Origin of the sequence: Pseudomonas sp. LM13 (assembly GCF_041381355.1) — a bacterium.
In the GTDB taxonomy this organism is placed as follows: Bacteria; Pseudomonadota; Gammaproteobacteria; order Pseudomonadales; family Pseudomonadaceae; genus Stutzerimonas; species Stutzerimonas frequens.
The window spans coordinates 1-6,134 of sequence record NZ_JACBXH010000076.1; the positions used below are offsets into that span (position 1 = coordinate 1).

Sequence of the window (6,134 nt, forward strand, 5' to 3'; positions counted from 1 at the left end):
CTTCGAATGACGTGCTTGGGGTCTAGCCCTGCTTCCTGAGAGGCAGCGGACGTACTGGTCTCAACGATCATTACCTTTGCGCCATTTTCAGAAGCCTGCTTGCTAGCGGGCACCACATGGTTCATTAGCCAGTCGTTTAGGCTGTTGCTGTCATGTTTTCCTTCAAGCATTCGCTGCGCGTCCGGTACATCCAGGCGTGTCAGTGCCACGAGAGGAGGCATCACCTTATCGAAGAACTTGCTGTCCTGGGCCAGGGTGGTACTGGCTGCATGTAGCCGCAGCATCACGTCAGCGTGTGCTGCGAGTACCATCGCGTTCAGAAGGCAAATCTCCTTCAAAAAACCATGTACACGCAGACGGGAAGCAACACGACCACTAACATCCGGTATGTCTGTACCTAAGCGGTTCTGACCAGGCTCTTAGAAAGACGCCTCGGCACAAGCAAAGGGGGTCGGTCTTAGGCCATCCTAATTCGACGCAACGGTACCGGAGGGCTTTTCACAACCATTAGGCCGCAGGTCTAGTGACTCTCATAGTTAAGGGCTTTCGCTCCGGCCGTTCCCCATTGGATGCTCCCAGTCGTGGCGACCGGGAGCTCCCCATACCCCACCGGTTATCTAGAACAGACTAGCGAAGCCGGCTAAGCCATCGGAAGTTTGGCTCATCGTCTCCAACTGTCACCGCATACATCATATTCGGTACCGTTGCGCACCTTACAGCATTGTAATGAAGTTGGTCGAAACGGGCTCGGTAGGAGCGTGTCGTAATTCAGTGCCTGCTAATACGCTTATGAGGTATTTGGCTAGTAGGCACCGACGACATACAACTATCGAACCCTGGAGAACGCAATGACAAACTCAATGTTCGCTTCCTGTATCCAAGCTTGTTCGAACTGTGCCCTTGTGTGCGAAACGTGCGCCTCTGCTTGCCTGCGTGAGGATGACGTAAAAATGATGGCACGCTGCATCGAGCTTGACCGCGACTGCGCGGACATTTGTAGGTTGGCCGCCATACTGATGAGTCGCGAAAGTGATTACGCTAAAGAATTTTGTGCCCTTTGCGCCAAGATCTGCCGTGCATGCGGAGAGGAATGCGCGAAACATCAAGTGGATCACTGCCAAGAGTGTGCCAAAGCGTGCATGAAGTGCGCTGAAGAATGCGAGCGCATGGCTGCGTAACATTCGCGACTTGCTGCTCTGGCAAAGCTCGTCATCTCGTTGCCAGAGCAGCTTCGCCGGAATGACCTTATATCCCAGCATGTGCAGTTGAAGCTAAGCCAGCTGACTTGCTAGCAGAAAAGGCCTAGATATCCGCTGGCCGAGCTCACCCAAACCTGCACGCGGTCGCAACACCGTAACGCTTTTTCTCTTGCCGCAACGTAACCAATACTTCAGTGCTGGGGACTAGATCTATGGAGCATCAAGGGGAATATCTACGCCAAGGCGCCATGTCGTCCGATATGGGTATGGATGCGCATATGCAGATGATGGAGCGGCGCCACATCGCGACGCTTTGGTGCCACTTCGTCAATGTATTGCTCGGCTTTTGGGTGCTGAGTGCGCCCTTCATATTCGGCTACATGAACGTAGCGCCGGGCGACCTCGACCTGCCACGCCTCGCAACCGAGCGTGATCTACCCGAGGTCGCCACTCGCGCGCTGCTGATGACCTGGAACGACGTCATCAGCGGCGCGTTGATCGTGTTGTTCGCCATCCTCTCGCTCAAACGGATTAGCTGGGCGCAATGGGCCAACACGGTCATGGGATTGTGGTTGATGTTCGCGCCGCTGCTGTTCTGGACTCCATCCCCGGCGAGCTACGGCAATGCCTTGCTGGTCGGTGGGCTGGTGATCGCCTTCTCTACTCTGGTGCCGATGATGCCCGGCATGAGCATGCAGGGCATGATGCAAAAGGCTGCAGTGCCGCCGGGCTGGGATTACAACCCTTCGACTTGGCTGCAACGCCTGCCAATAGCCATCCTCGCCGTGATCGGCATTCTGCTCGCGCGTTATCTGGCCGCTTATCAGCTTGGCCATACCTCGAACGCCTGGGATCCCTTTTTCGGCACCGAACCTAACGGCACCGAGACCATCATTACCTCGGACATGTCGCGCGCCTGGCCGGTATCCGATGCCGGGATCGGTGTGATGGCCTATATGATCGAGCTCCTCATGGCGGTGATGGGCGATGCCCGGCGCTGGCGGACCATGCCGTGGATGGTCGCCGCGTTCGGCGTGGTGGTAGTGCCCCTGGGCGTCGTGAGCATCTTCTTCATCATCGCCCAGCCGATCTTCATCGGTACTTGGTGCACGCTTTGCCTGGCTCAAGCCTTGGCTATGCTGGTGATGATGCCTTACGCGCTGGATGAACTGGTTGCCATGTGCCAGTTCCTCAAGGATGCGCGGCGCCGTGGCAAACCGTTTTGGAGAACTTTCTTCAAAGGCGATGCGATGGAAGGCGCCCGTGAGGACAATACGCCGGAGTTCGACGGCAGCCTCTCCTCGATGACTCTCAGAGGCCTTCGCGGAGTGAACCTTCCCTGGGGGCTCGCGCTGCTGTGCATTCTAGGCGTCTGGCTGATGTCGACCCGCCTGATCTTCGGCACCGACGGCGCGATGGCCAACAGTGATCACCTGATGGGCTCGCTGCTGATCACCGTCTCGGTGCTGGCCTTTGCAGAAGTAGCTCGCCCGCTGCGGTTTCTGAATCTTCCCATCGGCGCCTGGTTGATCGCCGCGCCCTCGTTTCTAGACGGGGCAGGATTCGCCGCCACGATCGGCAGCCTGATCGCTGGTCTGCTGGTAATAGTGCTGAGCCTTCCGAAGGGGGTGATTAACCACCGTTATGCCGGCTGGAACGCGCTGTTGCGCTAAGCCAATGCAATCCAACCAGCACAGGAGTCGAACATGACCGACCGCGCAAAAACCGCCGTGATTTGTGGCGGGACCGCAGGCATAGGAAGAGCGACAGCTCATGCGTTCGCGCAAGCTGGCTTTCGCATCGCAGTGATCGCCCGCGGCGAAGAGGGGTTAGCCGATACCCGTGCTGAACTGGAGGAAAAGGGCACCATGACGCTGGCGATTTCAGCGGATGTGGCCGACGCCGAGGCGGTCGATAAGGCAGCCGAGCGTATCGAGGCGGAGCTGGGTTCGATCGAGATATGGGTCAACGCCGCGATGGCTACGGTGTTCGGCCCGGTCAACAAAACCAGCGCGGCGGAATACAAGCGGGTGACCGAGGTGACCTATCTCGGTTTCGTTCACGGCACGCTGGCAGCGCTGCGCTATATGGAGTCGCGCAACCGAGGCACCATCGTCCAGGTGGGCTCGGCCCTCTCCTATCGCGCGATTCCCTTGCAATCGGCTTACTGCGCCGCCAAGTTCGCCATCCGCGGGTTTACCGACTCGCTGCGCTGCGAGCTGATCCATACCAACAGCCGCGTACGGCTGACCATGGTGCAGCTGCCGGCACACAACACGCCGCAGTTCGACTGGTCGCGCAACAAGATGCAAAAGCGTCCGCAGCCAGTCCCTCCTATCCATACGCCAGAGGTCGCCGCGCGCGCCATCCTCCGTGCAGCGACCGACGCACCCCGCGAACTTTGGCTGGGGCGCGCCTCGTTCCAGGCCATCATTGGCAATATGTTCATGCCCGGCCTGCTTGATCGGATGATGGCCAAGCAGGCCTGGAACGGGCAGATGACCGACGAACCGGCTAGCGATGAACAGCCGGACAACTTGTTCCAGCCGGTAGTTGGGCTGCATCGCCTCGAAGGGCGCTTCGGCGACCAGACAAAAGGAAAGGCACTGGGCCTAAGCTCCGAAACCGTGGGCAAGCTGGCTGCGGGTGCCTTGGCGTTGGTAATGGTGTTTGGCGTAGCGGTAGTTGTTGCTATTGCCAGCTAGCCGGGTCGCATCAATTGGATCAGGCAAAAGCGCCCGTTGAACGCGGGCACGTTAATCAAAAGAACCGAGGCTCAGTGCGGCATTGATCAAACCCACATGAGAAAAGGCCTGCGGTATGTTGCCTAGATGCTGGCCGCTTCGGGTGTCGAACTCCTCAGCGAACAGGCCGTGCTCACCCTTGCGTTGCAGCAGCTGTTCGAAAAATTCCTTTGCCTCTCGAGGCCGGCCGGTTTGCACTAATGCCTCGACGAGCCAAAAGCTGCATATGAAGAAGGCGCCTTCTCGGCCCTGTAGCCCATCCGAAATTTCAGCAGGGTAGCGCCGTAGCGCGACGCCGCCTTCGTCCAGTTGTTTACGGATCGCATCGACCGTATTGATGAAACGCTCGTCGCTGCCTTCGATGAAACCAACACGTGCTAACAGCAGAAGGCTGGCGTCAAGCCTATCGTCATCGAAGGCCCGGATGAAATGGCTGCCGTCGGCGCTGACACCACGACGCAGGACTAACTGACGTAGAGCCTCGGCCTGATTGACCCAGCTTTCCTCATCTCCATCTAGGTCATGGCGGCGCTTCAGCCAAAGCGCACGCTGTAGGCCGGCCCACGCCATAACCTTGGAGTGCACATAGTGGCGCGGCGCGCTGCGCATCTCCCAAATGCTTTGGTCAGGCTCCTGCCAGTGCGCGGCAATGAAATCAGCAGCGGCGCGCATATGAGGCCAGTGCGCCCGCATCGCATCGTCACCCATGCTATCGCAGATGCTCACGCACTCCAGCAACTCGCCATAAACATCCAGCTGAAACTGGCCGTCGGCAGCGTTACCTACACGCACCGGCCGCGAGCCGCGATAGCCATCAACCCCTTCGATATTACGTTCTGGCGGCGGCGCAGCACCGTTTACATCGTATAGCACGGCCAGCGGCGTCCCATGCTGCTCAATGGTTCGCTGCATCCACTGGGCCCAACGATGTGCCTCATCTCGACAACCGAGGCCGAAGAGAGCACCAAGTGTCAGCCCCGCGTCTCGGAACCAGGTATACCGATAATCCCAGTTACGCTCGCCGCCCAAGCGTTCAGGTAGGGATGTCGTTCCAGCAGCTACAACCGCCCCGCTGGGTTCGTATGTCAGCAACTTAAGAGTGATAGCGCTACGCACGACGTCGGCCCGATAACTAGCGGGGCAATCCAGCGCTGCACACCAGTCACGCCACGCTTTCAACGTCGCCGCAATCCGAGCTGGCACTGATTCAATCGATACAGGAACGGGTGGGGCATCTTGCTCTAAGGAAACGCTTAGACAAATTCCGGCACTCCCTCCTGCATCTACTGAGAGGACTCCCTGCCAGCCTTCACCGTCTGGATACAGTGCGCAGTCCGCTTGAAGCAATAGCTGTTGCCGCTGATACGAATAGATTAAACCTTCGGCCGAAAGGCTTGCCTCACCGGCTACGCTTCCGAAATCTGGACGGGGCTCAAACATCAGCGTGAACTCACAACGGCCAGCTAGTCCGTCTACCTGCCAAAGCAAGCTTTGCTGATCGTCTGATCCAGGCCACTCCATACAAAGCGTGACACGGGCGGACCCGGACGCGCTGTGCACCTCGAACTCCAATACTGCAGAATCGTCCAGATAATGCGTTTTGAGGTCACCCGGTGTCGACAGCTGCAGGCGCCCACCACGATCGCGATCGAGCAGCGGCCAAATCAGCGGTGTGCCATCGAAGCACCGGGGACAGAACCATTCCACGTTGCCATCTGGGCCGACCAATGCCATGGAGCGACCATCACCGACGGCCGCCAGCGAAGCGATCATTGGATATTCTGCCTTTCCAGCTGTCAGCTGCTGATCAATTCTCATAGTTCTCTTCATGTCGGTGCGCTTACAGGCGATTCAAAGGCCAGTCTAGACTGCTGCTTCAAAGCGGCAGGCTCGCGTTGAGTTTATAAATACTTCGGAGCTGACATGAAGAGCAACCCGAGGTAAGCCTGCTTTATTAACCCTAATGATGGACAGCTTATGCCGGGTGCGCGGTTCGCTCGGTCGAAAAGCCAAATGCTTACAAAAATGTAATCACTAGCTCAGCTTCATGACAGGGTATATGAACAAATTTGCAGAAATAGATGGTCTGAGAGGCGGCATAAGTATGGTCCTAGCCCATCGAAACAGGCTCAGTAGCAGCGGCCGAATCTTTAATACGGAGATCACCTTTATGAAATTGTTGATACCTGGC

At 57.7% G+C, this 6,134-nt stretch carries 4 protein-coding genes and 1 pseudogene; 3 read left to right on the forward strand and 2 right to left on the reverse strand.

The genetic code is table 11. From position 1 onward, the window contains the following. Positions 1 to 287 (reverse strand): annotated as a pseudogene (locus HZR81_RS22930) (RNaseH domain-containing protein); the annotation flags it as partial. A 561-nt stretch (positions 288 to 848) separates the two neighbouring features. Here HZR81_RS22930 and HZR81_RS22935 point away from each other — a divergent pair. From HZR81_RS22935 to HZR81_RS22945, 3 genes are all read left to right on the forward strand, one after another. After that, positions 849 to 1,178, forward strand: a complete 330-nt coding sequence (locus tag HZR81_RS22935) for a four-helix bundle copper-binding protein (RefSeq protein WP_032489165.1) — start codon at positions 849 to 851, stop codon at positions 1,176 to 1,178. 299 nt (positions 1,179 to 1,477) lie between these two features. Then, the gene (locus HZR81_RS22940; protein ID WP_500129344.1) at positions 1,478 to 2,872 is read left to right on the forward strand and encodes a vitamin K epoxide reductase family protein; all 1,395 of its coding nucleotides are present in this window, start codon (positions 1,478 to 1,480) and stop codon (positions 2,870 to 2,872) included. A 33-nt stretch (positions 2,873 to 2,905) separates the two neighbouring features. Next, complete coding sequence (locus HZR81_RS22945) at positions 2,906 to 3,904, forward strand: SDR family oxidoreductase (RefSeq protein ID WP_500129345.1); 999 nt, start codon at positions 2,906 to 2,908, stop codon at positions 3,902 to 3,904. Positions 3,905 to 3,955: 51 nt separating this feature from the next. On the opposite strand, the gene HZR81_RS22950 is transcribed toward HZR81_RS22945, so the two are convergent. Then, a complete protein-coding gene (locus HZR81_RS22950) occupies positions 3,956 to 5,716 on the reverse strand; it encodes a glycoside hydrolase family 15 protein (protein WP_037000675.1) in 1,761 nt (586 codons plus the stop codon). Positions 5,717 to 6,134 lie beyond the last annotated feature (418 nt).

Coding starts and splice junctions, on each gene's coding strand:
- HZR81_RS22935 (WP_032489165.1), top strand. CDS start 849: ATGACAAACTCAATGTTCGCTTCCTGTATCCAAGCTTGTTCGAACTGT.
- HZR81_RS22940 (WP_500129344.1), top strand. CDS start 1,478: ATGCAGATGATGGAGCGGCGCCACATCGCGACGCTTTGGTGCCACTTC.
- HZR81_RS22945 (WP_500129345.1), top strand. CDS start 2,906: ATGACCGACCGCGCAAAAACCGCCGTGATTTGTGGCGGGACCGCAGGC.
- HZR81_RS22950 (WP_037000675.1), bottom strand. CDS start 5,716: ATGATCGCTTCGCTGGCGGCCGTCGGTGATGGTCGCTCCATGGCATTG.